At 73.5% G+C, this 26077-nt stretch carries 24 protein-coding genes and 1 tRNA gene; 11 read left to right on the top strand and 14 right to left on the bottom strand.

What is annotated here, in order from left to right:
* Position 1: 1 nt before the first annotated feature.
* Both EEW87_RS09880 and EEW87_RS09875 read right to left on the bottom strand, forming a co-directional pair.
* Entirely contained in the window at positions 2 to 721 is a 720-nt protein-coding gene (locus EEW87_RS09880) for a type 1 glutamine amidotransferase (RefSeq protein ID WP_123093550.1), read from the bottom strand.
* A complete protein-coding gene (locus EEW87_RS09875) occupies positions 714 to 1070 on the bottom strand; it encodes a hypothetical protein (protein WP_123093549.1) in 357 nt (118 codons plus the stop codon). The genes EEW87_RS09880 and EEW87_RS09875 overlap by 8 nt, the downstream gene beginning before the upstream one ends.
* Before the next feature lie 129 nt (positions 1071 to 1199).
* Between EEW87_RS09875 and EEW87_RS09870 the strand changes: the two genes are divergently transcribed.
* On the top strand, positions 1200 to 2288 hold the full coding sequence (locus EEW87_RS09870) for an S-(hydroxymethyl)mycothiol dehydrogenase (protein ID WP_123093548.1): 1089 nt from the start codon (positions 1200 to 1202) through the stop codon (positions 2286 to 2288).
* Positions 2288 to 2938, top strand: coding sequence for an MBL fold metallo-hydrolase (locus EEW87_RS09865; protein WP_225985109.1), 651 nt, complete (start codon positions 2288 to 2290; stop codon positions 2936 to 2938). The genes EEW87_RS09870 and EEW87_RS09865 overlap by 1 nt, the downstream gene beginning before the upstream one ends.
* 407 nt (positions 2939 to 3345) lie before the next feature.
* Here the strand turns inward: EEW87_RS09865 and EEW87_RS09860 are convergent, their stop codons facing one another.
* The 4 genes from EEW87_RS09860 to EEW87_RS09845 are packed head-to-tail and all read right to left on the bottom strand — an operon-like array spanning position 3346 to position 7485.
* Positions 3346 to 3606 carry an HPr family phosphocarrier protein gene (locus EEW87_RS09860; RefSeq protein ID WP_068269872.1) on the bottom strand — a complete coding sequence of 87 codons (261 nt, stop codon included), beginning with the start codon at positions 3604 to 3606 and terminating at the stop codon, positions 3346 to 3348.
* A gap of 18 nt (positions 3607 to 3624) precedes the next feature.
* Positions 3625 to 5718, bottom strand: a complete 2094-nt coding sequence (locus EEW87_RS09855) for a PTS fructose transporter subunit IIABC (protein WP_123093547.1) — start codon at positions 5716 to 5718, stop codon at positions 3625 to 3627.
* 40 nt (positions 5719 to 5758) lie between these two features.
* Complete coding sequence (locus tag EEW87_RS09850) at positions 5759 to 6721, bottom strand: 1-phosphofructokinase family hexose kinase (protein ID WP_123093546.1); 963 nt, start codon at positions 6719 to 6721, stop codon at positions 5759 to 5761.
* Positions 6718 to 7485: a DeoR/GlpR family DNA-binding transcription regulator gene (locus EEW87_RS09845; protein WP_123093545.1), complete on the bottom strand. Its 768-nt coding sequence runs from the start codon at positions 7483 to 7485 to the stop codon at positions 6718 to 6720. Before EEW87_RS09845 ends, EEW87_RS09850 begins: the two co-directional genes overlap by 4 nt.
* 200 nt (positions 7486 to 7685) lie before the next feature.
* On the opposite strand from EEW87_RS09845, the gene ptsP reads away from it, so the two are divergent.
* The 3 genes from ptsP (at position 7686) to rlmB (ending at position 11829) form a co-directional block, all read left to right on the top strand.
* A complete protein-coding gene (ptsP, locus tag EEW87_RS09840) occupies positions 7686 to 9383 on the top strand; it encodes a phosphoenolpyruvate--protein phosphotransferase (protein WP_123093544.1) in 1698 nt (565 codons plus the stop codon).
* Positions 9384 to 9445: 62 nt separating this feature from the next.
* Positions 9446 to 10879, top strand: a complete 1434-nt coding sequence (cysS, locus tag EEW87_RS09835) for a cysteine--tRNA ligase (RefSeq protein ID WP_123093543.1) — start codon at positions 9446 to 9448, stop codon at positions 10877 to 10879.
* Positions 10879 to 11829, top strand: coding sequence for a 23S rRNA (guanosine(2251)-2'-O)-methyltransferase RlmB (rlmB, locus tag EEW87_RS09830; RefSeq protein WP_163562420.1), 951 nt, complete (start codon positions 10879 to 10881; stop codon positions 11827 to 11829). The genes cysS and rlmB overlap by 1 nt, the downstream gene beginning before the upstream one ends.
* 25 nt (positions 11830 to 11854) lie before the next feature.
* Here rlmB and EEW87_RS09825 read toward each other — a convergent pair whose 3' ends face one another.
* From EEW87_RS09825 to EEW87_RS09815, 3 genes are all read right to left on the bottom strand, one after another.
* Complete coding sequence (locus tag EEW87_RS09825) at positions 11855 to 12457, bottom strand: RDD family protein (RefSeq protein WP_123093541.1); 603 nt, start codon at positions 12455 to 12457, stop codon at positions 11855 to 11857.
* Entirely contained in the window at positions 12454 to 13701 is a 1248-nt protein-coding gene (locus EEW87_RS09820; protein WP_068269847.1) for a DUF4032 domain-containing protein, read from the bottom strand. Before EEW87_RS09820 ends, EEW87_RS09825 begins: the two co-directional genes overlap by 4 nt.
* 106 nt (positions 13702 to 13807) lie before the next feature.
* On the bottom strand, positions 13808 to 14911 hold the full coding sequence (locus EEW87_RS09815; protein WP_068269844.1) for an ABC transporter ATP-binding protein: 1104 nt from the start codon (positions 14909 to 14911) through the stop codon (positions 13808 to 13810).
* A 186-nt stretch (positions 14912 to 15097) separates the two neighbouring features.
* On the opposite strand from EEW87_RS09815, the gene EEW87_RS09810 reads away from it, so the two are divergent.
* Complete coding sequence (locus EEW87_RS09810; RefSeq protein WP_123093540.1) at positions 15098 to 16147, top strand: LacI family DNA-binding transcriptional regulator; 1050 nt, start codon at positions 15098 to 15100, stop codon at positions 16145 to 16147.
* Positions 16148 to 16271: 124 nt separating this feature from the next.
* On the opposite strand, the gene otsB is transcribed toward EEW87_RS09810, so the two are convergent.
* On the bottom strand, positions 16272 to 17039 hold the full coding sequence (otsB, locus tag EEW87_RS09805) for a trehalose-phosphatase (RefSeq protein WP_224767008.1): 768 nt from the start codon (positions 17037 to 17039) through the stop codon (positions 16272 to 16274).
* Entirely contained in the window at positions 17036 to 18481 is a 1446-nt protein-coding gene (locus tag EEW87_RS09800; RefSeq protein ID WP_123093539.1) for an alpha,alpha-trehalose-phosphate synthase (UDP-forming), read from the bottom strand. The genes otsB and EEW87_RS09800 overlap by 4 nt, the downstream gene beginning before the upstream one ends.
* Positions 18482 to 18562: 81 nt before the next feature.
* Here EEW87_RS09800 and EEW87_RS09795 point away from each other — a divergent pair, with 81 nt between their 5' ends.
* The 5 genes from EEW87_RS09795 to EEW87_RS09775 all read left to right on the top strand — a co-directional run bounded on the left by EEW87_RS09795 (position 18563) and on the right by EEW87_RS09775 (position 24405).
* Positions 18563 to 18991 (top strand): CBS domain-containing protein, encoded by a 429-nt coding sequence (locus tag EEW87_RS09795; RefSeq protein ID WP_123093538.1) that lies wholly within the window; start codon positions 18563 to 18565, stop codon positions 18989 to 18991.
* A gap of 83 nt (positions 18992 to 19074) precedes the next feature.
* A complete protein-coding gene (locus tag EEW87_RS09790) occupies positions 19075 to 20853 on the top strand; it encodes a serine/threonine-protein kinase (RefSeq protein WP_123093537.1) in 1779 nt (592 codons plus the stop codon).
* 10 nt (positions 20854 to 20863) lie between these two features.
* A complete protein-coding gene (locus tag EEW87_RS09785; RefSeq protein ID WP_123093536.1) occupies positions 20864 to 22510 on the top strand; it encodes a threonine/serine exporter family protein in 1647 nt (548 codons plus the stop codon).
* Between the two features lie 128 nt (positions 22511 to 22638).
* On the top strand, positions 22639 to 23361 hold the full coding sequence (locus EEW87_RS17160; protein ID WP_123093535.1) for a transglycosylase family protein: 723 nt from the start codon (positions 22639 to 22641) through the stop codon (positions 23359 to 23361).
* A gap of 315 nt (positions 23362 to 23676) precedes the next feature.
* On the top strand, positions 23677 to 24405 hold the full coding sequence (locus tag EEW87_RS09775) for a transglycosylase family protein (protein ID WP_123093534.1): 729 nt from the start codon (positions 23677 to 23679) through the stop codon (positions 24403 to 24405).
* 78 nt (positions 24406 to 24483) lie between these two features.
* Here the strand turns inward: EEW87_RS09775 and EEW87_RS09770 are convergent.
* From EEW87_RS09770 to EEW87_RS09760, 3 genes are all read right to left on the bottom strand, one after another.
* Positions 24484 to 24556, bottom strand: a tRNA-Thr gene (locus tag EEW87_RS09770).
* 66 nt (positions 24557 to 24622) lie between these two features.
* The gene (locus tag EEW87_RS09765; protein WP_123093533.1) at positions 24623 to 25618 is read right to left on the bottom strand and encodes a cation diffusion facilitator family transporter; all 996 of its coding nucleotides are present in this window, start codon (positions 25616 to 25618) and stop codon (positions 24623 to 24625) included.
* Positions 25615 to 26076 carry a transporter substrate-binding domain-containing protein gene (locus tag EEW87_RS09760; protein WP_123093532.1) on the bottom strand — a complete coding sequence of 154 codons (462 nt, stop codon included), beginning with the start codon at positions 26074 to 26076 and terminating at the stop codon, positions 25615 to 25617. The genes EEW87_RS09765 and EEW87_RS09760 overlap by 4 nt, the downstream gene beginning before the upstream one ends.
* Between the last annotated feature and the right edge of the window lies 1 nt (position 26077).

Here is a 26077-nt window from a genome sequence, read left to right as displayed (position 1 = left end):
ATCAGCGCGGGCCGAGCAGGCCCGCCCAGGCCGCGACGACGGGCTGCCAGGCCGCGTCCGTCTCGGGCTGGCGACGGGCGACCTCCTCGAGCACGGCGGGCAGCTCGTCCTCCGAGGCGCCGGTCAGGCCCCCTTCGGCCAGGTCCGTGCGCGCCCAGACCTCGACGACCTCCTTCGTCGCCTCGGGGTGGCCCTGGATGCCCCAGACCGAGCCCGCGAGCCGGGCGAGGAGCACGTCGGCGCGGTCGTTGACGGCCACGACGCTCGCGCCGGGCGGCAGGGCGACGACGGTGTCGTCGTTCCACTGCGGCACGTGGCAGTCCTCCGGCAGCGCCGCGCCGAGCGGGTCGTCGGCGAGCACCCGGGTCACCGCGCGCGCCCCGACGGTCTGGCCGAGGGGGTTGCGGGTCACCTCGCCGCCGAGGGCCACCGCGGCGAGCTGGTGGCCCAGGCAGATGCCGAGGACCGGTCGCCCCGCCTCTGCGTGGTCACGGATGAGCGCTCGGACCGCGGGCAGCCAAGGCGCGCGGTCGTCCTGCTCGGCCCCCATCGACCCGCCGAGGACGAGCAGGCCGTCGTGGGTGAGCGTGTCCGGCACGCTCTCGCCGAGGTAGGGGCGCACGACGTCGAGCGTGGCACCGGCGTCCTCGAGCCACCGACCGACGAGGGCCGGCGGGCAGGACTGCTGGTGCTCGACGACGAGGACGCGGCGCTCAGGCACGGGGCGGGGGCGGGACGGCGCCGGGGGCCCTGGTGGTGCCCGCCGCGCGGGGCCGGTCGACGAGGACGGCGCCGAGCAGCAGGCCGAAGGTCACGAGCGTGAGGATCGTCTGGGGGGCCGAGAGGATCCACCACGGCAGGCCCGTCCGGTATAGGCGCGGGGTCGCGAGGACGGAGATCACCTGCCACATCTGCGAGACGAGCATCATCACGCCGGCGCCGGCGAGCAGCTGCCACCACCGGCCGGAGTCGCGGCGCATGAGCGCCACGGCGATCATGCCCGCCCCGAGCAGCAGGAACGGCGCGGACCACATGAACCAGCGCGTGATCTCGTGGAGGTGGATGCCCATGGCCGCGATCGTAGGCCGCGGGGGCGGGCCGTGCCCGCCGGTCCGGCGACGGGGTCGAACCCGCCCGCCCGTGGCCACCCCCTTCGCGACAAGATGGGGGCAGACCACCCGCTCGAGCAAGGAGTCCACATGCCGCAGACCGTCAAGGCCGTCATCGCCCGCACGAAGGGGGCCGACGTCGAGCTCGTCGACATCGTCGTGCCCGACCCCGGACCGGGGGAGGCGGTGGTCGCGATCCAGTCGTGCGGGGTCTGCCACACCGACCTCCACTACCGCGAAGGGGGGATCAACGACGAGTTCCCCTTCCTCCTCGGCCACGAGGCCGCCGGTGTCGTCGAGGCCGTCGGCGACGGGGTCACCGAGGTCGCGCCCGGCGACTTCGTCGTCCTCAACTGGCGCGCCGTCTGCGGGCAGTGCCGCGCCTGCGCCAAGGGCCAGCCCTGGTACTGCTTCGCGACGCACAACGCCGAGCAGAAGATGACCATCGCCGAGACCGGCGAGGAGCTCACCCCGGCGCTCGGGATCGGGGCCTTCGCCGAGAAGACGCTCGTCGCCGCCGGCCAGTGCACGAAGGTCGACCCCGACGCCGACGCGGCAGCCGTGGGCCTGCTCGGCTGCGGTGTCATGGCCGGCTTCGGCGCGGCCGTCAACACCGGTGGCGTGACCCGCGGCGACTCCGTCGCGGTCATCGGCTGCGGCGGTGTCGGCGACGCGGCCATCGCCGGCGCGCACGTCGCCGGTGCGACGACGATCATCGCCGTCGACGTCGACGACCGGAAGCTCGAGACCGCCAAGGGCTTCGGCGCGACCCACACCGTCAACGGCAAGGACGAGGACGTCGTCGCGCGGATCCGCGAGCTCACCGGCGGCTTCGGCGCCGACGTCGTCGTCGAGGCGGTGGGCCGTCCCGAGACCTACGAGCAGGCCTTCTACGCGCGCGACCTCGCCGGCACCGTCGTCCTCGTCGGCGTCCCGACGCCCGACCTCGAGGTCACGCTGCCCCTCATCGAGATCTTCGGGCGCGGCGGCGCGCTGAAGTCGAGCTGGTACGGCGACTGCCTGCCCAGCCGCGACTTCCCGATGCTCGTCGACCTCTACCGCCAGGGACGCTTCGACCTCGACGCCTTCGTCACCGAGCGGATCGGGATCGAGGACGTCGAGGCCGCCTTCGCCAAGATGCACTCCGGCGAGGTCCTGCGCTCGGTGGTGACGATCTGATGGCCGAGCAGCAGCTGCCCACCTCGCCGATGGGGGTCCGCGTCGAGCGGGTCCTCACCTCGGGGACCTTCGAGCTCGACGGGGGCTCGTGGGAGGTCGAGAACAACGTGTGGGTCATCGGCGACGACGAGCAGTGCGTCGTCGTCGACGCCGGCCACCAGGCCGGGCCGATCCGCGACGCCGTCGGCGACCGTACGCTCGACGCGATCATCTGCACCCACGCGCACAACGACCACGTCGACGTCGCCGTCGAGCTCGCCGAGGCGCTCGGGGCGCCGATCTGGGTGCACCCGAAGGAGCGCGAGCTGTGGGAGATGACCTACCCGCAGCGCGTGCCCGACGCCGACCTGTCCGACGGGCAGGTGATCGTCGTCGGCGACCTCGAGATGCACGTCATCCACACCCCGGGGCACTCGCCCGGCGCGTGCTGCCTCTACCTGCCGGCCCTCGGGCTGCTCGTCTCGGGTGACACGCTCTTCAACGGCGGTCCCGGGGCGACGGGGCGCTCGTTCTCCGACTTCGGGACCATCGTCGAGTCCATCACCGAACGCCTGCTCACCCTGCCCGACGAGACCGTCGTCCTCACCGGTCACGGCGACTCCACGACGATCGGCGCCGAGGCGGCGGGCCGCGACAGCTGGGGCGAGTAGCCCCCTTCGCCGGTTGGGGTGCGACGGCGGGGTCGCCTTCGTCTTGGTCGAGGTGCGACGAAGAAGTCGCCTTCTTCGCTGGTCGAGGTGCGACGAAGAGGTCGCCTTCTTCGCTGGTCGAGGTGCGACGAAGGAGCCTCGAGACCACCGGCGCACGTCCGCCCGGTGCCTGACGTCGATGCGTGCACCTGGTACGCGACATACCCCGTGCCAGGTGCAGGTATCGCCGTCGGGCGTGGCGGTGGTCTCGAGGCTCGGGCGCAGAGCGCCCGTCGCACCTCGACCAGCGAAGCTGCCCGGGCGCCCGTCGCGCCTCGACCAGCGAAGCCGCCCGTCGCACCTCGACCAGCACCGGCACATGACGAAGGCCCCCGCACCGGTGGTGCGGGGGCCTTCGTCGTGCGGGGTCACTCCGCGTCGAGATCCTGACGCACGAGGTCGGCGATGACGTCGACGGCCTCCTGGCTGTCGGACTCGACGGTGACCTCGGTGCCCTTCTCGGCACCCAGGGTCATGATGAGCAGCGCGGAGGCGGCGTCCACCGGCTCCTCGCCGTCGACCGCGAGGGTGACCTCGGCGTCGAGGGCCTCGGCCCGCTCGGCGATGATCCCGGCGGGGCGGGCGTGCAGTCCGACGGCGGAGCCGACGACGACCTTCGTGCTGGGCATGTGGTGTCTCCTCGGGGGTCAGGCCGCGGCGGTCGCGGGCTCGGGGGTGGTGCTCGACGCGGCCGGCTGGCCGCGCTTCCAGACCTGCTTGAGCGCGAGCACGCTCACGCATGCCACGACCGTACCGATGGCGATGGCCAGGGCGAAGAGCAGGAAGCGGTCGATGGCGAAGAAGACGAAGATCCCGCCGTGCGGGGCGCGGGAGGCCGCGCCGAAGATCATCGACAGCGCGCCGGTGACGGCGCCGCCGAGCATCATCGAGGGGATGACGCGCAGCGGGTCGGCCGCGGCGAAGGGGATGGCCCCCTCGGAGATGAAGGACGCGCCGAGCAGCCAGGCCGCGCGACCGTTCTCCTTCTCCTGCTTGCTGAAGAGGGCCGGGCGGATCGTCGTCGCGAGCGCCAGGGCGATCGGGGGGACCATGCCAGCGGCCATGACGGCAGCCATGATCTTCAGCGAGGCGGGGTTGTCGGGGTCGAGACCGGTCGTGGCGAAGAGGTAAGCCGCCTTGTTGACCGGACCGCCGAGGTCGAAGCACATCATCAGGCCCAGGACGATGCCGAGGACGGCCAGCGAGCTGCCGGTCATGCCGTTGAGCGTGTCGGTGAGGCCCTCGGTGATCGCCGCGAGCGGACGGGCGAGGAAGAGGTACATGAGGCCGCCGACGACGAGCGAGGTGGCCAGCGGGATGATGACGACCGGCATGAGCCCGGCGAGCCAGCGCGGCGGCCGCAGCGTCGTGAACCAGTACGCGACGAGACCGGCGAGCAGACCGCCGACGAGACCGCCGATGAAGCCCGCGCCCGTGGCGACGGCGACGGCGCCGGCCACGAAGCCGGGGGCGATGCCGGGCCGGTCGGCCAGGCCGAAGGCGATGTAGCCGGCCAGGGCCGGGACGAGGAAGCCGAAGGCGAGCCCGCCGAGGGTGAAGAGGACCGCGCCGATGTAGGTCATGAGCGCCGACCCGAAGAGGGCGTGCTCGCCGGCGGCCGGCAGGTTGGTCAGGCTGTTGCCGGAGACGATGTCGCCGGCGGTGCCGGTGATGTCATAGCCGCCGAAGAGGAAGCCGAGCGCGATGAGCAGACCGCCCGCCGCGACGAAGGGGATCATGTAGCTGACACCGGTCATGAGCGCCTGCTGGATGCGCTTGCCCCAGCCGAGCTGGCGGCCAGTGGACCCGACGACCTCGTCCCCGCTGCCGCTCGCCGCGGCGACGCGCGGGGCGGAGGGGTTGTCGGCGGCCGCGACGGCCTCGTCGAGCATGACACCGGGCTCGTTGATGGCCCGCTTGACGCCCGACTCGACGACCGGCTTGCCGGCGAAGCGCTCGCGGCCCTTGACGCCCACGTCGGTCGCGAAGATCACGGCGTCGGCGGCGGCGATCTGCTCCGCCGAGAGGGGGTCGGTGACCGAGCTGCCCTGGGGCTCGACGTGGACGTCGATGCCCTTCTCCTGGCCGGAGGCGACGAGGTAGTCGGCAGCCATGTAGGTGTGCGCGATGCCCGTCGGGCAGGCGGTCACGGCGACGACCGAGCGGCGGCGGACCGGCTCGGCGGAGGTGACGGCCGCCGCGGCAGGGGCTGCGGCGGCCGCACCGGCCGTGGTGCTCCCCGTCGTGCTCGACGCGGGGGCGGACCCCCCTTCGGGGGCCGGGCTGACGACGCCCTCGACGAGCGCGACGACCTCGGCGTCGCTGCCGGCGGCGCGCAGCGAGGCGACGAAGTCCTTCTTGACCATCGCGCGGGCGAGCTTGGTGAGCAGCTTCATGTGGTCGCTGCCCCCGCCCTCGGGCGCGGCGATGAGGAAGACGAGGTCGGCGGGGCCGTCCTTCGCGCCGAAGTCGACGGGGGGAGAGAGCCGGGCGAAGGCGAGCGAGCCCTGCGTCACCGCGGCGGAGCGGCAGTGCGGGATCGCGATGCCGCCCGGCAGACCGGTGGCCGACTTCTCCTCGCGGGCCATCGCGTCGGCGACGAGCCCCTCGGTCGAGGTGGCGCGGCCGGCGTCGGCGACGAGGCCGGCGAGAGCGGCGATGACCTCGTCCTTGCTCGCCCCGAGGGGCTGGTCGAGGCGGACGAGGTCCGTGGTGATGAGGTCTGGTGACGGCGTTGTCATGACTGGCCTTCCATGAGTGGTGCCCCGGGCGGAGCGGGTGTCAGAGGTGGATGTCGGAGGTCTCGACCCCGGCGGGGTCGACGTGGTCGGGGCCGGGCAGGCCGGTACCGGGCAGCTGCGCGGCGGCCGAGCCGTAGGCGACGGCGAGCGCGACGCGGTCGCGCTCGGGCAGGCCCCGCAGGGAGCCGAGGAGGTAGCCGGAGAGGGCGGAGTCGCCCGCGCCGACGGTGCTGCGGACCGTGATCTTCGGGGCCCGGCCGAACCAGGCGCCCTCGGCGGTGACGAGGACGGCGCCGGAGCCGCCGAGCGTGGTGAGGACGGCACCCACGCCCCTCTCGAGGAGCCGGCGGGCGGAGACGACGGTTGGGCGCAGGTCGCCGGCTGCCGCCGCGGCCTCGAGCTCCTCGGGGTCGCCCCCGCCGAGCTGCGTGAGCTCCTCGGCGTTGGGCTTGAGCAGGTCGGGGGCGGCCTGCGGGCCGGCCTCGGCGAGCGCGAGGAGGGGGGCGTCGGAGGTGTCGACGGCGACGGAGACGCCGGCCGCGCGCAGCTGCGGCACGAGCCGGGCGTACCAGTCGGTGGGGGCGCCGGGGGGCAGCGAGCCGCACAGGGCGGCCCAGCGGGACCCAGTCGTGCGCTCGAGCAGGAGGGTCTCGAGGGCCGCGACGTCCTCGGCGCGAAGGGGGGCGCCCGGCTCGTTGAGCTTCGTCGTCGTGCCGTCGGGCTCGGTGATCGTGAGGTTGGTGCGCACCGGGTGGGCGGTGCGGTGCTCGGCGTACCCGACGCCCGCGGCGTCGAGCAGCCGGTGCAGCGGGTCCTCGGACCCGACCGGCAGCACCGCGGTCGCCGCGACACCGGCCATCGTCACGACGCGGGCGACGTTGACGCCCTTGCCGCCCGGCTCGTCGTGGACCTCGGCGAGGCGCAGGACCGCGCCGCGCGACAGCGGCCCGGGCAGGGCGGCCGAGCGGTCGACGCTGGGGTTGGCGGTGAAGGTGGTGATCATGCGATGACGACCTCGATCCCGGTCTGCTCGAGTGCGGCGACGGTACGGACGTCGACGTCGCGGTCGGTGACGAGCACGTCGACGTCGGACAGGCGGGCGAAGGAGTAGAGCAGCTCGCGCCCGACCTTCGAGGAGTCGACGAGGGCGACGACGGTGCGCGCGGCCAATCGCATGGCCCGCTTGACCGAGGCCTCGCTCTGGTCGGGCGTGGACAGGCCGTGCTCGACGGTCAGCCCGTCGGAGCCGAGGAAGGCGACGTCGGTGCGCAGGCGCTGCAGCTGGCGCACCCCGGTCTCGCCGACGGTCGCCTGGGTGACCCCACGGACGCGGCCACCGAGGAGGTGGACCTCGCCCGGGTGGTCGCTCGCGAGCTGGGCGGAGATCGGCACGGAGTTGGTGACGACGAGCAGCTCGGGGCGGGGCGGGAGCGCGGCGGCCAGCTGGGCGGTCGTCGTGCCGGCGTCGAGGACGATCGAGGTGCGCCCCTGCGGGATGAGCGCGAGGGCGGCCTGGCCGATACGGGCCTTGGCCTCCGAGCTGACCTCGGCGCGGTGGTCGACGCTCGCCTCGCGGCCGGAGGTCTCGTCGACGGGGACGGCGCCGCCGTGCACCCGCCGCACGAGGCCCTGGGTGGCGAGGGCGTCGAGGTCGCGGCGCACCGTCTCGGGCGCGACGTCGAGCTCGGCCGCGAGCGCGGTGACGACGACTCGACCGTCCCGGCGGGCGAGGTCGGCGATGAGCTGCTGACGTTCGTCGGCGAACACGACGCCTCCTTGCGTGTGCGGCGGCCGGGGATGTCCCGGGCGAGAGTCCGAAACGGTCACCGGTTGTGCCCGTTCATGTGGACTTATAGAGATTTGTATGCCCGTATGTGTGGCTTTGTCAAGGGTTGGGGAGTAAGGTCGGGCTCACGACCCTCAACGGCGCCGTCGTCGGCGCCGACCTGTGACCTCACGGAGGCGAGATGACGACGACGTCCGAGACCGCGACGAGCCCCACGGCCGTCCAGGGCACCGGTGTGGTGCCCGGGGTGGCCTACGCCCGGGCCGTGTGGGCCAAGCCCCAGCCGGAGGTGCCGGTGCGCACCGAGGAGGTGCCCGCCGAGCAGCGCGACGCCGAGGTCGAGCGCCTCGTCGCCGCCGCCGACGCCGTCGCCTCGCGGCTCGAGGAGCGCGCCGGGCGCGTCACCGGGGTCGCCGCCGAGGTGCTCAGCGCGACCGCCGGTCTCGCCCGCGACAAGGGCTGGATCGCCGAGGCGCGCAAGCGCGTGACGAAGGGGGCGGACGCCACCGCCGCGACCGTCGGCGCCGTCGACCACTTCGTCGCCCTCTTCGAGAAGCTCGGAGGCGTCATGGCCGAGCGCACCACCGACCTGCGCGACATCCGCTCGCGGGTCGTCGCCGAGCTCGAGGGGCTGCCCGAGCCGGGCGTGCCCCACCCCGACCACCCCTTCGTCCTCCTCGCCGAGGACCTCGCGCCGGCCGACACCGCCGACCTCGACCCGGCCCTCGTCCAGGCGCTCGTCACCTCGCTCGGCGGGCCGACGAGCCACACGTCGATCATCGCGCGGCAGCGCGGCATCCCGTGCGTCGTCGCCGCCTCCGGGCTCGACGTCGTCGCCGACGGGTCCTACGTGCTCGTCGACGGCGAGACCGGTCTGCTCGAGGTGGAGCCCGACGCCGACCTGGCGCGCTCCCGCGCCGAGGCCTCCGCGCAAGAGATGGAGCGGGTCCGGGCGTGGCGGGGCCCGGCCGCCACGAGCGACGGGCAGCGCGTCGACCTGCTCGCCAACGTCCAGGACGGCGACTCCGCCGCGGTCGCCGCGCGCGGCCAGGCTGAGGGCGTCGGCCTCTTCCGCACCGAGCTGTGCTTCCTCGGCCGGGACACCGAGCCCTCCGTCGAGCAGCAGGCGAAGATCTACGCCGGGGTCCTGCGTGCCTTCCCCGACGGCAAGGTCGTCACCCGCACCCTCGACGCGGGCTCGGACAAGCCGCTGGCCTTCGTGACCCAGCCCGACGAGCCCAACCCGGCGCTCGGCGTGCGCGGTGCGCGGATCGTCCAGCTCGACGCCGGCATGATGACCCGTCAGCTCGACGCCCTCGCGCAGGCGGCCGGCGAGGTCGGCCGTCCGCTCGCCGACACGTGGGTCATGGCCCCGATGATCGCCACACCGCAGGAGGCCGCCGACTTCGCGGCTCTCGTGCGCGAGCGCGGGATGAAGCCCGGTGTCATGGTCGAGGTGCCCTCCGTCGCCCTGCAGGCCGAGCAGGTCCTCGATCACGTCGACTTCCTCTCGATCGGCACGAACGACCTCTCGCAGTACACGATGGCCGCCGACCGCATGGCGCCCTCGCTCGCCGGTCTCACCGACCCGTGGCAGCCCGCAGTCCTGCGCCTCGTCGCGATGACGGCCGCCGCGGGTACCGCGGCGGGCAAGCCGGTCGGCGTGTGCGGCGAGGCCGCCGCGGACCCGGCGCTCGCCGTCGTCCTCGTCGGTCTCGGCATCACCTCGCTGTCGATGGCCGGCGGGGCCCTGCCCGGCGTCGGCGCCCGCCTCGCCCAGGTGTCGCGCGAGCAGTGCGCGTCAGCCGCCCGGGCCGCGCTCGCCGCCTCCTCCCCGGCCCAGGCCCGCGAGGCGGCCACCGCCGCCCTCGCCGGGTGAGCAGGGCTGCCCCTGCCCCGCAGTGGCAGGGGCAGCCCCGACCCGCCGGTAGCCTTGCGCGGGTGACTCTTCGCCTGCACGACACCGCGACCCGCGAGCCGCGCGACTTCGAGCCGCTCACCCCTGGCCACGTCGGCATGTACATCTGCGGGCTGACCACCCAGGGTGCCCCCCACATCGGCCACCTGCGCTTCGCCGTCGCCTTCGACGTGCTGCGCCGCTGGCTCGTGCGCGGCCACGGCTACGACGTCACGCTCGTGCGCAACGTCACCGACATCGACGACAAGATCCTGCGCCGCGCCGCGGACTCCGACGAGCAGTGGTGGGCGCTGTCCTACCGCAACGAGCGCCTCACCTCCGAGGCCCTCGACACCCTCGGCGTCCTGCCGGCCACCTACGAGCCGCGCGCCACCGGTCACATCACCGAGATGGTCACCCTCGTCGAGATGCTCGTCGAGGCGGGCCACGCGTACGCCGCCGAGGACGGCAGCGGCGACGTCTACTTCGACGTGCGCAGCTGGCCGACGTACGGCCAGCTGTCCAACCAGTCCCTCGACGACATGGTCGCCGCCGACGACGCCGACCCCCGGGGCAAGCGCGACCCCCGTGACTTCGCGCTGTGGAAGGGCGCGAAGAGCGACGAGCCGGCGACGGCGAGCTGGCCGACCCCCTTCGGCGCGGGTCGTCCCGGCTGGCACCTCGAGTGCTCCGCGATGGCGCGCAAGTACCTCGGCGACGCCTTCGACATCCACGGCGGCGGCATCGACCTGCGCTTCCCGCACCACGAGAACGAGCAGGCGCAGTCGCACGCGGCGGGGCTGGGCTTCGCCCAGTACTGGCTGCACAACGGCTGGGTCACGGTGCGCGGCGAGAAGATGGGCAAGTCCCTCGGCAACGCGCTCGAGGTCTCCGCGCTCACCCGCACGTACGCACCGCTGACGATCCGCTACTTCCTCACCGCCGCCCACTACCGCTCGATGATCGAGTACCACGAGGGCTCGCTCGAGGAGGCCGGCGCCGCCGTCGAGAGGATCGAGGGCTTCTTGCGCCGGGCGCTGCCCGACGAGACGACCCTCGAGGCCGACCCGACCGTCGCGATCCCCGCCGACTTCGCGGCGTCGATGGACGACGACCTCGGCGTCGCGGGTGCGCTCGCCGTCGTGCACGAGCACGTGCGCCGCGGCAACATCGCCCTCGACGACGGCGACCGCGAGGAGGCCGCCGTCATCGCCCGCACGGTCGTCGCGATGACCGACGTCCTCGGGCTCAACCCCCTCTCGGCCACGTGGGGCCGTGGAGCGGGCAGCACCGACCACGAGCTCGTCGATGCCCTCGACGCCCTCGTCCAGCTGCAGGTCGAGACCCGTGAGCAGGCTCGCGCCGCTCGCGACTTCGAGACCGCAGACAAGATCCGTGACGCGTTGACCGCAGCCGGCATCACCGTCGAGGACACCGCCCGCGGTGCCCGGTGGAGCCTGGCGAAGAAGGAGAGCTGATGGCAGGCAACAGCCAGCGCCGGGGCGCGGTGCGCCGCACCGGGTCCAAGAAGGGTGCCCAGGTCGGCTCCGGCGGCCAGCGCCGTCGGGGTCTCGAGGGCAAGGGACCGACGCCCAAGGCATCGGACCGCCCGAACCACAAGGCGTACACGAAGCCCGACCGCACGAGCTCGCGCTCGAAGCCCGGCAGCGGTGGTCGCAAGAAGTCCGGCGGGTCCGAGATCGTCGCCGGTCGTAACCCCGTCATCGAGGCGCTGCGTGCCGAGGTGCCGGTCTCGACGATGTACGTCGCGGGCCGGGTCGAGAGCGACGACCGGGTCCGCGAGGCGCTGACCATCGCCGCGTCGCGCGGTCTGCCCGTCCTCGAGACGCCGCGCACCGAGCTCGACCGCATCACCGACGGCGCGACCCACCAGGGTCTGGCCATCCAGGTGCCGCCCTACGAGTACGCCCACCCGAGCGACTTCGTCCAGGTCGCCGGCACCGATGCCCCGCTCGTCGTCGCCCTCGACGGCATCACCGACCCACGCAACCTCGGGGCGATCATCCGCTCCGTCGCCGCCTTCGGCGGGCACGGCGTCGTCGTGCCGAGCCGTCGCTCGGTCGGCATGACCGCGAGCGCGTGGAAGACCTCCGCGGGCGCCGCGGTGCGCGTGCCCGTCGCGCAGGCGAGCAACCTCACCCGCGCGCTCGAGGACTACCGCAAGGCCGGCTTCTTCGTCGTCGGTCTCGACATGGACGGGGACGTCGAGCTGCCAGGCCTGTCCCTGGCGACCGAGCCTCTCGTCGTCGTCGTCGGCAGCGAGGGCAAGGGCCTGTCGCGTCTCGTGCGCGAGACGTGCGACCAGATCGTCTCGATCCCGATGAGCAGCGCCGTCGAGTCGCTCAACGCCGGCATGGCCGTCGGCGTGACGATGTACGAGATCTCGCGGCGGCGCGCCGACGCCTGACCCCCCCGGTGGGGTGAAGGGGGAGTCAGCGGGTGCGAAGGACCGCGGCGTCGGCGACCTTGTCGCTGAGGGTGCGGCCCTCGTCGTCGAAGAGCATCCACACGGCGCTGATGAGACCGGCGAAGCCGGCGACGAGCGCCTTGAGCAGGGCCTGCCCGAAGGTCGGCAGCTCACCGGTGCGGGCGTTGACGACCCGCAGGCCGCAGATCTTGCGGCCGAGGCTCTGGCCGGTGCGCGAGACGCGGTAGGCCTGGTTCCACAGCTCGAAGGCGAGCGCGAGCAGGACCGAGAGCAGCATGGCCAGGACGCCGAGGGCGACGAGCGCGCCGTTGCCGGTGCCCGGGACCGTGCACGTGCCGTCGTAGCTCCCGCACGACACCTCGTCGGGGCTGCCGGCGACGACGAGCCAGGTGCCCAGGAGCACCGGCACGAGGACGACCGGGAGGGTGAGGAGGCTGTCGAGGAGCGAGGGCAGGATCCGCTCGACGAAGGTCGCCTGCCGACCGAAACGGGCCTCGACGTAGGCCTTCGTGCCCGGGACCTGGGCCGGGTCGCCCATCGCCATGGCGAGACCGGGCGCCGGGATCGGCTGCCCGGGGCGGGGCGGGACCGGCGGGGTGTCGCTCACGGGCTCTCCTTCGTGGTGACGGGCAGCATCTGGGTGTCGGTGCCGAGGACGGCGCGCTCGTCGGGCTTGCCGGGCAGGACGTCGCGCAGGTAGTCCGCGACGGCCTCGTCGATGGGCACGTCGTGGCCGAGGCGCTCGGCGAGGTACCACCGGTGCTCGAGGACCTCGTGGAAGAGCTCGGCGGGCTCGAGCTTGCCGCGCAGCGTCGCCGGGATGGCGCGGGTCGTCGGCTCGTAGATCTGCGAGAGCCACGCGTGGGCGACGATCTCCTCGTCCTCGCCCTGGCGGTCGGTCCCGGCGCGGTAGCTGTCGAGGTCGTTGAGCAGGCGGCGGGCCTGGTTCTCCTCGACGTCGAGACCGGTGAGGCGCAGCAGACGTCGGCTGTGGTGCCCGGCGTCGACGACCTTGGGCTGGATCTGCAGCCGGGTGCCGTCGAGGTCGGTCGCGATGGACAGCTCGTCGACGTCGAAGCCGAGCGCGTTGAGCCGTCGCACGCGCTGGTCGACCCGCCACGTGTCCCCGCTGTCGAACCACTCGTCCTCGGTGAGCTCGGCCCACAGCGCGTGGTAGCGGGTGACGATCTGCTCCGAGACCGCGACGGGGTCGACCCCCTCGGGCAGCACGCCCGAGGCCTCGAGGTCCATGAGCTCGCCGGCGATGTTGACGCGTGCGATGTCGATGTCGTGCTCGCGCTGCCCACGGGTGAGCGCGTTGTGCAGCTCACCGGTCTCGGCGTCGACGAGGTAGGCGGCGAAGGCCCCCGCGTCGCGCCGGAAGAGCGTGTTCGACAGCGAGACGTCGCCCCACCAGAAGCCGATGAGGTGCAGGCGCACGAGGAGGACGGCGAGGGCGTCGAGCAGCCGGGTCGCCGTGTCGGCGCGCAGGTGCTGGCTGAAGACGGCGCGGTAGGGCAGCGAGAACTGCAGGTGCCGGGTGAGCAGGCAGGCGTCGAGCGGTTCGCCGTGCTCGTCGACCCGCCCCGTGACGACGCCGAGCGGCTCGACGCACGGCTGGTCCAGGCGGCGCAGCTGGCGCAGCATCTGGTACTCGCCCCGGGCGATCTCGGCCTTGATCTCCTTGACGGCGATGACCCCGCCGGAGAGGCGCACGAAGCGCACGACGTGCCGGGAGATGCCTCGGGGGAGCGCGGCGAGGCGGTCCTCGGGCCACTCCTCGAGCGGGGTGCTCCAGGGCAGGCTCAGCAGGGCCGGGTCGGGCTGGGCCGCGGAGATCTCGAGCGTCACGACCTCATCGTGTCACGCGGGGCAGGCTGCCGGTCCGTGGTCGGAGGAGGCAGAGACGGGCCGGCACCCGTGGAGGTGCCGGCCCGTCGTCGCGTGCTGCGCGTCGTCAGTCGCCGATCCGCAGACCGGACTCGGTGTTGAAGACGTGGAGGTGACCCTGGGTGGGCTTGATGTAGACGGTCTCGCCCTTCATCGGGGGGCGGCGGCCGTCGACGCGTGCGATGAAGGGCTTCGCCGTGTCGTCGTCGGTGGTGCCGACCTGCTCGGCGCCCTCGGCGGTGCCGTAGATGTAGGCGTCGGCGCCGAGCTCCTCGACGACGTCGACGGTGATCGCCAGGCCGTCACCCTCGCGGGTGAGCTCGACGTCCTCGGGACGCACGCCGACGATGACCCGGTCACCGGCCTGCGAGAGCGCGTCGCGCTCCACGGGGACGGTCGTCGAGCCGAAGCGGACGCCGCCGTCCTTGACGGGGGTCGAGACGAGGTTCATCGCGGGCGAGCCGATGAAGCCGGCGACGAAGACGTTGTCCGGGTGGTCGTACATGCGGCGCGGGGTGTCGCACTGCTGGAGGATGCCGTCCTTGAGCAGGGCGACGCGGTCGCCCATCGTCATGGCCTCGACCTGGTCGTGGGTGACGTAGACGGTCGTGACGCCGAGACGGCGCTGGAGGCTGGCGATCTGGGTGCGGGTCTGCACGCGCAGCTTCGCGTCGAGGTTCGACAGCGGCTCGTCCATGAGGAAGACCTGGGGCGAGCGCACGATCGCGCGGCCCATGGCCACACGCTGACGCTGACCACCGGAGAGGGCCTTGGGCTTGCGGTCGAGGTACTGGGTGAGGTCGAGGATCTTCGCCGCCTCCTCCACCCGCTTGCGGATCTCGCTCTTGTCCGTGCCGGCGATCTTCAGGGCGAAGCCCATGTTGTCGGCGACCGACATGTGCGGGTAGAGCGCGTAGTTCTGGAAGACCATCGCCACGTCGCGGTCCTTCGGCGAGAGGTCGGTGACATCGCGGTCCCCGATCCAGATCTTGCCGTCGTTGACCTCTTCGAGGCCGGCGAGCATGCGCAGGGACGTGGACTTGCCGCAGCCCGAGGGGCCGACGAGGACGAGGAACTCGCCGTCCTCGATGTCGATGTCCAGAGCGTCCACGCTGGGCGTGTCGTTGCCCGGGTAGACCCGGGTGGCGCTGTCGAACTTCACTGTTGCCATGGCGTCGTTGCCTTTCCTTCACCGGCAGGTACGTGCCGGACGATCCGTCGTAAAGGGTGGGGTGGTGCGCGCCGATCGTAGCCCGGCGGCGTCCCCTTCGCCCGGTGGTCGCCCCAACCGTTACCCGCCGGTTGCAAGAAGTGTCGGCCGTTGCCGACTTCTTGCAGCCCCGGTTATCGTGCGCCCGTGGACCATCCCTCGCAGCCCGCGCCCGGGAGCCCGGCCGCGCGCCGCTCCCGGCTCGCCGACCTCGCGGCGCACGCGGGCGTGAGTGAGGCGACCGTCTCGCGGGTCCTCAACGAGCGGCCGGGGGTCTCCGAGAGCACCCGGCAGGCCGTCCTCACCGCGGTCGACGTCCTCGGCTACGACCGCCCGACCCGGTTGCGCACGACGGCGGTCTCGCTCGTCGGTCTCGTCATCCCCGAGCTGACCAACCCGATCTTCCCCGCCTTCGCCCAGGCCATCGAGGTCTCGCTCGCGCACCGCGGCTTCACCCCGGTGCTGTGCACGCAGTCCGAGGGCGGCGTCCACGAGGACGAGTACGTCGAGATGCTCCTCAGCCGCGGGGTCGCCGGGATCATCTACGTCTCCGGCCAGCACGCCGACGCCGGCACCTCGCCCGAGCGCTACGCCCGGCTGCGTGAGCGCGGGCTGCCGATCGCCCTCGTCAACGGCTACATGGAGGGGGTCGACGCCCCCTTCGTCTCCGACGACGACGTCGCCGCGATGGATCTCGCGGTCACCCACCTCGCCGAGCTCGGCCACGAGCGGATCGGCCTGGCGCTCGGGCAGGAGCGCTTCGTGCCGGCGCGGCGCAAGGTCGCCGGCTTCCGCGCGTCGATGGCGGCGCTGGGGCTCGAGGTGCCCGACGAGCACGTCGTCCACACCTTCTTCAGCGTCGAAGGGGGAGCGGTCGCGGCCGCCGACCTCGTCGAGCGCGGCGTCACGGCGATCGTGTGCGGCTCCGACCTCATGGCGCTCGGCGCGATCCGCCAGATCCGCACGACGGGGCGCTCCGTGCCGCACGACGTCTCGGTCGTCGGGTACGACGACTCGCCGCTCGTCGGCTTCACCGACCCGCCGCTCACGACGATCCGCCAGAGCGTGCAGGCGATGAGCCAGGCAGCGGTGCGTGCGCTCACCGACGAGATCGCCGGCGACGCCGCGGCCCGCGGCGAGTTCGTCTTCCGCCCCGAGCTCGTCGTGCGCCGCTCCACCGGGGCCGTCCCGACCTGAGCCGCCCTGGAGCCCGAACTTTCCCGCCCAGGGCGGGAACATGCGACCTCGGGAAGGAAATGTTCTTGCCCGAGGTCGAGCTTTCCCGCCCTGGGCGGGAAAGCTGAGGCGGGGCGAAGGGGGGTCAGCCCCCCGAGCGCAGGGAGCGCAGGAGCGCGAGCACGGCGGGGACGTCCTCGCAGCGCTCGACGCGGTGTCGGGCGGCGGTGTCGCCCTCGCCGACCTTGATCGTCACGTCGTCGGGGCCGGCGGCCTCGAAGACGTGCTCGTCGGTGACGTCGTCGCCGAGGTAGACGAGCGCGTCGCTGCCGAGCTCGCGGGCGAGGGCGAGCAGGGCGGTGCCCTTGTCGGCCTCGGCGACGCTCAGCTCGACGACCGACTTGCCCCGCATGAGACGCACCCCCTCGGCCGTCGCCGCGTCGTCGGCGATCTCGTCGACGACCGCCACGTCGGCCTCGTCGAGCCCGCGGGTGTGCAGGACCGCCGCGCTGGGCTTGAGCTCGAGACGCGCCCGCGGGCTGCGCTGCGCGACCTGTGCCTGGAGGTGCCCGACGAGCGCGGCGAGCCGGGCCCGGGCGGCGGGGTCGAGCTCGGGGGCGGTGCCGCGGCTGGACTCCCCGCCGTGGCTGCCCAGCCGGGTGAGCCTGTCGTCGGACCCGGTGAGGGTCACGAGCGTCTCGAGATCACGCCCGGAGACGAGCGCGGCGTCCGTGCCCGGGACGGCGGCGAGGGCGCGCAGGTCCTCGAGCGTGCCCTCCTGAGCACGGGCCTGCATGGGGTCGAGGACGAGCGGGGCGAGCACCCCGTCGAAGTCGGAGGCGACGAGCAGCCGCTCGACCCCGGCGACCCGCTGCAGCGCCGCGACGAGGTCGTCGGGCAGGCCTGCGGTCACGACGCGTCCCGCCGGCGCTCGGGGCGCTCCGGCGCGGCCTCGAGGTTGGCGAGGAAGCGGTCGGCCCACACCCGCACGTCGTGGTCGGCGACCCGCCGGCGCAGCGCGCGCATGAGGCGCTCCTTGTCCTTGGTCTCGGTGCCGATGGCGCGCAGGATCGTCTGCTTGAGCCCCTCGATGTCGTGGGGGTTGCACACGAAGGCCTGGTGCAGCTCGTGCCAGGCGCCGGTGAACTCGCTGAGCACGAGCGCCCCGCCGTTGTCGTGGCGGCAGGTGACGTACTCCTTGGCCACGAGGTTCATCCCGTCGCGAAGGGGGGTGACGAGCATGACGTCGGCGGCGAGGAAGAGGGCGGCCATCTCCTCGCGCGGATAGCTCTGGTGCAGGTAGTGCACGGCCGGCGACCCGATCGCGCCGTGGTTGCCGTTGATCCGACCCACGGTCGTCTCGACCTCGGTGCGCAGCTGCTTGTACGCCTCGACCCGCTCGCGGCTCGGGGTCGCGACCTGGACGAAGGTGACGTCGGGCGTGCTCAGCCGGCCGTCGGCGAGGAGCTCCTCGTAGGCCTTGAGCCGGTGCCGGATGCCCTTGGTGTAGTCCAGCCGGTCGACGCCGAGGAGGAGGGTCTTCGGGCTGCCGAGCGAGGCCCGGATCTCCGCGGCCCGCTCCTGGACCTCCGGCGTGCGGGCGAGGGCGTCGAGGCCCTCGAAGTCGACGCTGATCGGCACGGCGCTCGCGCGGACGGTGCGCTGGGGGCGCCCCTCGTCGGAGGGGAGGGTGACGGTCTCCCCCTTCGTGCTCGCGCCGAGGTGCTGGCGGCAGGCCCGCACGAAGTTCTGCGCGTCGGCCTGGCGCTGGAAGCCGAGGTAGTCGGCCCCGAGGAGGCCGGTGAGGAGCTGCTGGCGCCACGGGAGCTGGGCGAAGAGCTCGACCGGCGGGAAGGGGATGTGGTCGAACCACCCGATCCGCACGTCGGGGCGCAGCTCGCGGACCATCGCCGGGACGAGCTGGAGCTGGTAGTCGTGGACCCACACGACGGCGCCCTTCGCGGCGACCTCGGCGATGGCCTCGGCGAAACGCCGGTTGACCCGCTCGTAGGCCTGCCACCACACCCGGCGGAAGCGGGCGGGGACGATGACGTCGTGGTAGATCGGCCACAGGGTGTCGTTGCTGAAGCCCTCGTAGTACTGCTCGACCTCCTCGGCCGAGACCGGCACCGGGTGGAGCCACATGCCCGCCTCGTCGAAGGGCTCGGGCGCGTCACCGGTGTCGCCGGCCCAGCCCACCCAGGCGCCGTCGCGGCCGCGCATCACCGAGTCCATCGCCGTGACGAGACCGCCGGGGGAGCGGTGCCACTCGACCTCGCCGTCCGGTCCGACGACCCGGTCCACGGGCAGCCGGTTGGCTGCGATGACGAAGTCGAAGGTCGTGCGGCGTGCCATGGTCTCCCTCACTGCGGCGGCCCCTGCCCCGCCACCATATGACCCCTTCACGTGGAGAGGGCTGGGGACTACCGTCTGATCATGAAGATCTCGGACGTGCTGCGGGACAAGGGCCAAGACGTCGTGACCATCGGTCCCGACGCCACCGTCGGCGAGCTCCTCGCCCTCCTCGCCGAGCACCGCATCGGCGCCGTCGTCGTCTCCACGGACGGGGCGAGCGTCGACGGGATCGTCAGCGAGCGCGACGTCGTGCGGCACCTGCACTCCGAGGGTGTGGCGATCGTCGACGGGCCGGTGCGCTCGATCATGACTGCCGAGGTGCACACGTGCAGCGCCGGCGACCAGCTCGTCGACCTCGAGAGCGCGATGACCCAGCGGCGGATCCGCCACGTGCCCGTCGTCGAGGACGGCCGGCTCGTCGCCATCGTCTCGATCGGCGACGTCGTCAAGCACCGCATCCGCGACCTCGCCGCCGAGCGCGACCAGCTCGAGGCCTACATCCGCCAGTAGGACGCGGCGCGGCCCGACACGCTCAGCCGGCGCACAGCCGGTGCTGCGAGAGCGCCCAGCGCGGTGCCCCTACCCTGGACGGCATGACGACCGAGCTCATTCCGGGAGATCCCGCGCCCGAGGAGCCGGACGGCCAGGACAGCACCTCCGAGGACCTCGTCGTCGACGACTTCGCGCGGATCGGCCCCTACCGGGTGGTCCAGCAGCTCGGCGAAGGGGGGATGGGCGTCGTCCACCTCGCCCTCGACCAGCGCGGTCGCGCCGTCGCGGTGAAGGTGCTGCGTCCCCACGTCGCCCACGACGAGGACGCCCGGGCCCGGCTCGCCCGCGAGGTCGCGACCCTCGCGCGGGTGCGCTCGCCCCGGGTGGCCCCGGTCTTCGACGCCGACCTCGACGGCGACCAGCCCTACATCGTCACCCGCTACGTCCCCGGGCCCTCGCTCGACGCCCATGTCAAGGAGCACGGCACCCTCTCGGCCGAGGAGCTGCTGCGCCTCGGGCGGGGTCTGGCCGAGGCGCTGCGATCGCTGCACGAGATCGGCGTCGTCCACCGCGACCTCAAGCCGGGCAACGTCCTGCTCGTCGACGGCGACCCCGTGCTCATCGACTTCGGCATCGCCCACGACGCCGACGCGTCGCGGATGACGATGACCGGTCTCGTCATGGGCACCCCCGGGTACCTCTCGCCCGAGATCATCGAGGGCGCCGAGGTCGACGCCGCCACCGACTGGTGGGGCTGGGCGGCCACCCTCGTCTTCGCGGCGAGCGGGCATCCCCCCTTCGGCCGGGGCGGCATGGAGGCCGTCCTGTCGCGCGTCACCCGGGGCGACGTCGACCTCACCGGGGTCGACCCCCGCCTCGCGCCGCTCCTCTACGCCGCGCTCACCCCCGACACCGCCCGGCGGCCGCACGCCGACGAGGTGCTCGAGGCCCTCGAGACGTACGCGAAGGGGCACCCCGTCACCGAGGCGCTCCCGCAGCGCGCGCGGGCGATGCCCGGCAGCGAGCCGACGAGCGTCGTGCCGGCCGCGCCGCAGACCTCCGTGCTGCCCGCGGTCGCCCCCGCCCCGGCCCCCCGGCCCGAGCCCGCGCCCTCCGTCGCCCCGCGGCCGACGCCCCAGCCGCCCGCGCACCAGCCGTACTCGCCGCAGGCCTACGCCTCGCAGCAGCTCGCCCCCCAGCCCGCGCCGCATCAGCTCGACCCCTCGCCCCAGGCCTGGCCGGGCACGACGCCGTCCTCCCGCGAGGGCGACCCCCGGATCGGGCTGCCTCGGCGCACCGGCGTGCTCCTCGGTCTGCTCGCGGCCGTCGTCGGGGGAGCGGCGGTCGCGCCGCTGCTCACCGCGGTCGTCGTCCTCGTCGGCTCGGCGCTCGCCCGTCTCGTCGACCGCTCGATGACCTCGACGGTCATGCGCCGCTACCAGCACGGCCGGCGCCGCAGCGACGGCGCGGTCGCCGCCGCGAAGTCCCCGCTCCACCTCGTCGTCGCCGTCGTCGGCGCGCTCGCGGCGATGCTCCTGCCCCTCGCGGTCGGTGCGAGCACGCTGCTGCTCGTCTCCGTCGCCTTCTCGCTGCTCGCCGTCGACGTCGGCCCCGACCACCCGGCCGGGCTCGCGCTCGCCGGGCTGATGACGGCGCTCGTCGTGTGGTGGGGCCCGGGCAGCGCCTCGTTGCGGCGCGGCACCCGGAGCATCGCCCGGTCGCTGACGGGCAGCCCCGCGGCACGCACGGGCATCACGCTCGCGCTGTGGGCGCTCGGCGTCGTCCTGCTCGGTCTTGCGCTGAGCGCGGGCTTCCCCTCGACGTGGTGGCCGCTCGTCGAGTCGCCCCTGCCCGACACGACCTGGCTCCCGGCGCGGTGAGCGAGCAGCAGTGAGCGATCGACCCAGAGGCGCACGGACCGGTCGGCAGGCCTGGCTGCCCGGGCAGTACCGCCAGCCGCGCCAGACCCAGCCGATCCCGACCCAGCCCGGTCTGCCGAGCCAGCCGATCCCCGTCAAGCCGGCGACCGCACCGACCAAGCCGCCGCAGGGCACCAAGCCGGCCCAGCCGAGGCCGCGGCGCCGCCCGACCGTGCGCGGCGAGGCCCCGACGGAGACCCTGCCGATGCTCGGGTCGCTGCGAGGGACGCCCTACCGCGACCCCCGTGTCACCCGCGCCGTCGCCGAGGAGCACGCGGTCGCCGAGGTCATCGACGTCTGCCTGCGCGTCGGCGAGCTCATGCTGCGCAGCGGCGCCGGCGCCCCGTCCGTCGAGGCCGCCGTCATCGGGGTCGCCGTCGCGGCCGGTGTCGACGAGATGGACATCGACCTGACGATGCAGTCCCTGCACATCCAGGCGCGCACGCCGTCGGGGTCGAGCATCTCGCGGCTGCGGGTCGTGCGCGCGCCCCAGATGGACTTCGGACGGCTGGCGTCCGTGCACTCTCTCGTCGACGACGTCATCTCCGGCGAGACGAGCATCGACCAGGCGCGGGTGCGCCTGCAGGAGATCCGTCGGGCGCCGCGCACGTGGGCCCGGTGGATCGTCACGACGAGCCAGGGCGCGGTCGCCGCGGGCGTCGCGATGGCGCTCGGCGCCGGATGGGTCGGCGTGCTCGTCGCGCTGCTCACCGCGATCGTCGTCGACCGCGTGCTGCGGGCCCTGTCGGCGGTGCACCTGCCCGACTTCTACACGGGCGCGATCGGGGGCGCCGTCGCGACCGTCGTCGCCTTCGTCGCATACGCCCTGGGGTCTATCGAGTGGTTCCCGATGACGCCCTCGGACTTCGCCTACGTCGTCGCCGGCGGCATCGTCATGCTCCTGCCCGCGCGCACCATCACCTCGGCGATGGAGGACATCATCGGGGGCTACCCGGTGACCGGCACCGCCCGGCTCTTCGCGGTGCTCCTGCACTCCTTCGGCCTCATCGTCGGCGTCGCCGCAGGTCTGACCGCCTCGCTGGCCGTCGTCGAGATGCTCGGCGTCGTGCTCAGCCCGCCGGACGTCGGCCGGCTGGCCTGGGCATCGGCGAGCCCCCAGACGGTGCTCATCGGCTCGGCGATCGTCGGCGCGGCCGGGGCGATCACCGTGCAGGCGCGACGCCGCATGCTCGTGCCTGCGGCCCTGCTCGGGGTCGTCGCCGTCGGCCTCGCGAGCTATCTCACCCAGAGCGGCCTCGGCCGGGTGACGGCCACCGGCGTCGCGGCGGTGACGCTCGGCTTCGCCGCCCGCCTCGTCGCGCTGCGGATGGACTCGCCGCCGATCACCCTCGGCATCCCCGCGAGCTTCGGCCTCATGCCCGGTCTGTCGATCTTCATCGGGCTCTACCACCTCACGGTGCCAGGGTCGGACGCCGGTGCGCAGGGGTGGACCAGCGTGCTCACCGCGCTGGGCATCATCTTGGCCATCGCCACCGGCGTCACCCTCGGCGAGGTGCTCGCCGCCCCGCTGGACTCGCCGGTCAACCAGAGACGACGTCTCGCGGGCGTGCGGGACACGCGAGACGACCCCTCGGGGACGAGCCACCCGGGGACGTGAGCGGGTCCCCCTTCGTCGAGGGGCGGTTGACCCGAAAGGTCACGGGAAGGTAACGTCCGTGCGCGTCGCGCCTCTGACCCCTGGACGGCGCGCACGTGCGTTGATCCCCCTGAGAGGACCCTCCCCTGATGTTCTACGCGCCCAAGCACGCCCTGCCCACCCACCGCTCGACCGCCCGCCGGCGCGTCACCGGTGTCGCCGTCGCCGGTGCGACCGCCGCCGTCGGCACCGTCGCGACCGCGGGCTCCGCCTCCGCCGGCACCGTGTGGGACCGCGTCGCCGCGTGCGAGTCCGGCGGCAACTGGTCGATCAACACGGGCAACGGCTTCTACGGGGGCCTGCAGTTCCACCCGCGCACGTGGAGCGGCTTCGGCGGCGGCCGGTACGCCGCCTACGCCCACCAGGCGAGCAAGTCGCAGCAGATCGAGATCGCCAAGAAGGTCCTCAAGGCCCAGGGCCCCGGCGCGTGGCCCGTGTGCTCGCGCCGTGCCGGTCTGACGACCGCCAACGGCCTGGCCGTCGGCACAGAGCCGCAGCGCGCCGCCCGCTCGCAGGTGCGCGTCTCCGAGAACGGCTACGTCGCCGTCGACGGCATCCGCGGCCGCCAGACCAACCGGGCCATCGAGAGCTGGATCGGCTCGCGCCAGGCGCGCAACGGCGTCCTCTCCGCGAAGTGGGAGGTGCACCGCCTCCAGCGCAAGGTCGGCGTGCCCGCCGCGCAGCGCAACGGCAACATCAACGACGCGACCTTCGTCTCCGCGCTCCAGCGCACGCTCGGCGTGAGCCGGACGGGCTCGTGGGACGTCAGGACGGTCAAGGCGCTGCAGAACCACCTCAACACGGTCGGCTGACCCGACCCGCGTCCAGCGAAGGGGGCCCGCTCACCACGGTGAGCAGGCCCCCTTCGCCGTGCCCGGGCGCCCTGGCAGCCCCCACGCTCGACCCCACTCGACGAGACACCCGGCTACCACGCCGTACTGGTCGTGATCACCACCAGTACGGCGTGGTAGCCGGGGTCTGGACGGGCCGGGGTGGGGCGGATGGGGCCTGAGTTACAGGTCTGTATTTACGCGCCAGGTGTTGTTGGTGTGACTGGAGTGCACATAGCGTCGCGGACGGCTCCCGCGAGGACCCCCTGACCTCGCGCCAACCGAAAGGCCCGCCACATGCTCGCCACCACCGACTTCCCCGACCGCTCCTCCCTTCGCCGCCGGATGCGCCTGCGCGCCGGTGTCGCCGTCCTCGGCGCGACGGGTGCCGTCGTCGGCGGGATCGGCCTGGCGAGCAGCGCCGGCGCCGCCGGCACGGTCTGGGACCGCGTCGCCGCGTGCGAGTCCGGCCAGAACTGGTCGATCAACACCGGCAACGGCTACTACGGCGGGCTGCAGTTCTCCGCGCAGACGTGGAGCGGCTTCGGCGGCGGGCGTTACGCCGCCTACGCCCACCAGGCCACGCGCTCGCAGCAGATCGAGATCGCACAGAAGGTGCTCCGGGTCCAGGGCCCCGGCGCCTGGCCGGTGTGCTCGCGTCGCGCGGGCCTGACCCGCACCAACGGCCTGGCCGTCAACCCCTACACCGGCGGCGACCGCCCCTCGCGCGACGAGACCCGCCCCCCGGTCACCTCGACCGGTGGCAAGCTCGCCGTCGACGGCGTCATGGGCCCGCGCACGAACGCCGGCATCGAGACCTGGGTCGGCGGCTCCGTCAACGGCTGGCTCGACACGAGCGACAAGATGAAGATGCAGGGCAAGCTCGGCGTCGCCCGCGACGGCGCCATCGGCCCGCTGACGACCAAGGCCCTTCAGCGTCGCGTCGGCGCCACCCCCGACGGCGCCTGGGGCCCGCAGACCACCTCGCGCCTGCAGAGCTACCTCAACGGCAACGTCCTGCGCTGACCCGCTCGCCCACCCGGGCGCACCGATGGCCGCGACCTGACAGGTCGCGGCCATCGGCATGCTGCGGCGAAGGGGGAGAGCTGGCGGGGGGACTCGAACCCCCAACCACCTGTTTACAAGACAGGTGCGCTGCCAGTTGCGCCACGCCAGCGGCGGCGGCCGGGGCCGCCCTGCGCCCCGCGCGGGACGCGGCCACGATGCTACGGCAGGGGAGGGGTCACCCCTTCGCCCGTCCTCGACGGTCGAGCTCCTCGGGGATCTCGCGGACAGGCACGACGACGACGTCGTCGACCTTCCAGTCCAGCCCCCGGGCGACCTGCGCGGCGTGCTCGAGGTCGCCGAGGTCGGGGGTGTGGCCGGCGTGCGGTACGACGAAGCTCTCGACGTGGAAGACGTGGCCCATGTCGCGCACGCGGCTGCCGCTGCGACGCACCCAGGCGATCTCCTCGAGCGCCTCGTCGACCTGGCGGGTCAGCGGGTGCGGCTGCGAGCCCTCGACCGTGCGGGCCTGCGAGTCGACGAGCGCCCCGGACGCGTGCCGGACGTTGGTCCAGCCGTCGTGGATGATCGAGAAGGAGATGGCGATGGCGACGACCGCGTCGGCCCACCACAGCCCGAGACCGATGCCGAGCACGCCTACGACCGTCCCGGCGGCGGTGCGCCAGTCGGCCTTCTGCATGTCGGCGTCGGCGTAGAGGACCCGGTCGTGCAGCGCGTCGGCGAGCGGCATCTTCATCCGTCCGAGGATCACCGGGCCGACACCCGTGTAGACCATGGCGGCGATCATCACCCAGCCCGCCCACACCGCGTGACCGAAGAGCTCGACGGTGGCGACCGGGGGGTGCTCGGCCTTGATCAGCCCCATCGCGGAGTCGACGGCGAGGTAGGTGCCCGTGCCGAGCAGGGCGACGGCTGCGGCGAGATGACCGGCGCCGACGGCGCGGTGGTAGCCGTACGGGTGGTCGGGGTCGACCGGGCGGCGGGCCCGGCGCTGGGCAAGGAGGAAGGCGATCGGCGGGGTGAAGGCGAGGAGGTCCTCGACCCACGCCGTCTTCATCGCCTGCGAGCTGCCCATCGCGAGGTAGACGACGGCGACGGCGGTCGTCATGAAGGCGATGGTCACCCACTCGAGGTGGATCGCGCGCGTCAGGGCCCGGCGCTGCTCGTCGGGCAGCTGGGTGCGGCCGAAGGACAGAGCCCCCTCGGTGCTCATGGCGCCCTCCCGTGGTCGTCGAGCCAGCGCTCGAGCGAGGACTGCAGGGCGTTCTCACCGGCCGGCACGGCCATGACGTGCGCGTGCCTGCCGTCCGGCCCGGAGATCTCGACGTAGGGACGGGTCATCCCGACCTTCGAGCTCCAGGCGCTCTTGTCGGTGAGCCCGCCGACGACGACGTCGACGTCGCCGCGCTCGAGGGCGGCGACGAGCGCCTCCTCGCCGTCGACCCGCCAGGTGGGGCGGGCGCCGAGCGACTCCGCCCACGCGGTGACGAGCTCGACCTCGGAGCCCGTCGGTGGGTCGGTCGTGACGTCGGTCCACGGCGGGTGGTGCGAGACCCCGACCCTCAGCTCGCCGGTGGAGCGGACCTGCTCCAGGGTGCCGTCGGGGTCGCGAGGGATGCTCGCGCAGCCGGTGAGCAGCGCGAGGACGAGCAGCAGAGCCGCCGCACGCATC

It is taken from the genome of Janibacter melonis, from assembly GCF_003721155.3.
Classification (GTDB): Bacteria; Actinomycetota; Actinomycetes; order Actinomycetales; family Dermatophilaceae; genus Marihabitans; species Marihabitans melonis.
This window is presented reverse-complemented; position numbering and strand designations above follow the sequence as displayed.